This window comes from Streptomyces sp. NPDC045701, from assembly GCF_056432045.1.
Genome location: NZ_JBWKJV010000212.1, coordinates 1 through 1,332 on the forward strand (window position 1 = coordinate 1; position 1,332 = coordinate 1,332).

A 1,332-nucleotide genomic window follows, 5' to 3' on the forward strand; every position below is an offset into this window, starting at 1 on the left:
TGATGCCCCTATGGATGTCAAGCCGCCAGGACGTGGGTGGTGGTCCGGGTGATGAGTCGGTGGATCTCGCGTGCGACGTAGCGTTTGAGACAGCGAAGTGCTTCGCGTCGGGTCTTGCCTTCGGAGACACGCCTGTCGATGTAGTCGCGGGTGCGGGTGTCCCATCGGAGACGGGCCAGCACGATGGTGTAGAGGGCGGAGTTGGCCTGCCGGTTTCCGCCTCGGTTCAGGCGCCGACGCTGGGTTTTCCCGGAGGAGGCTTCGACTGGACTGACGCCGCAGAGGGCTGCGAACGAGGCCTCGCTGCGGAGGCGTTCCGGGTTGTCACCCGCTGCAATCAGAAGCGTCGCGGCAGTGTCGGGGCCGACGCCGTAACAGGCCAGGAGCTGCGGATTGTGCTGCGTGATGACGTCTCTGATCCGCGTGGTGAGATCTTCGATCTCCTCGGTGAGGTGCTGAATCCGCCGGGCCAGCAGTTTGAGCGTGTGGGCGGCGGCGCCTGCCGTTCCGGAGGCAGAGCTGTCGAGTGCGGCGCAGGCGCGTATCAGTTTGGGGTTACTCAGGCCGGCCAGAGACTCGCGGAGCTCGGGATCGGTGGCGACGAGAACGGCCTTGAGCTGGTTGATCGCCTGAGCCCGGGACTTGATTGCGGAGGCCTTGGCCATCTTGAACAGCCTGAGCATCTCCACGGGCCCGTCGCCGGCCTTCGCGGTCGCGGTCGCCCGGCCGGTGATCACTGCGCGGGCTGCGGCCTCGGCATCGACGACGTCGCTCTTGCCGCGGCGCCGGCGGGTGGCCTTGTCGGGCTGGTTCACCTCGAAGACGGTGATGCCCTGACCATGCAGATAGCGGCTGAGTGCGGCGCCGTATGAGCCCGTGCATTCCACCCCGGCTTGGCTGAGGTGGCCCAGTGTCCGGGCCCAGACCAGTAACTGTTCGTAGCCCTCGGCGGTCGTCGGAAAGCTGCGGCTCTCGACGAAGACGCCGGCGGCCGTCACCACGGCGGCAACGTGGACGTCCTTGTGCGTGTCGACACCCAGCACGATGCCGGGGTTGTCCTGGTCCAGCGGGGCGGGCTGGGTCATCCTGGTCACGGTCACCTGTCTCCTGCAGCCATGGGGAAGCGGGGCGGCCATCGCTGGATCGGTCAGGGCGGTCAGGACTGTGACGGTGCCTCTCGCGAAGGCCCCTATCGGGACACGTCCACCGGTCCAGCGGCAGCGAGTACCGCTCCGGACGGTGGCCGACAGATCAAAACCAAGGCACCAGGGCCAGTCGTAACGCGGGTCAGGCCACCACCCGAAGCGGCACCCCAACATCCTCACAGTCGTA

1 protein-coding gene is annotated in these 1,332 nt (G+C 67.1%); it reads right to left on the bottom strand.

Features of this window, described 5'->3' with window-relative positions; genetic code table 11:
* Positions 1-17: 17 nt before the first annotated feature.
* The gene (locus AC07DW_RS34520) at positions 18-1,085 is read right to left on the bottom strand and encodes an IS110 family RNA-guided transposase (RefSeq protein ID WP_478861536.1); all 1,068 of its coding nucleotides are present in this window, start codon (positions 1,083-1,085) and stop codon (positions 18-20) included.
* Between the last annotated feature and the right edge of the window lie 247 nt (positions 1,086-1,332).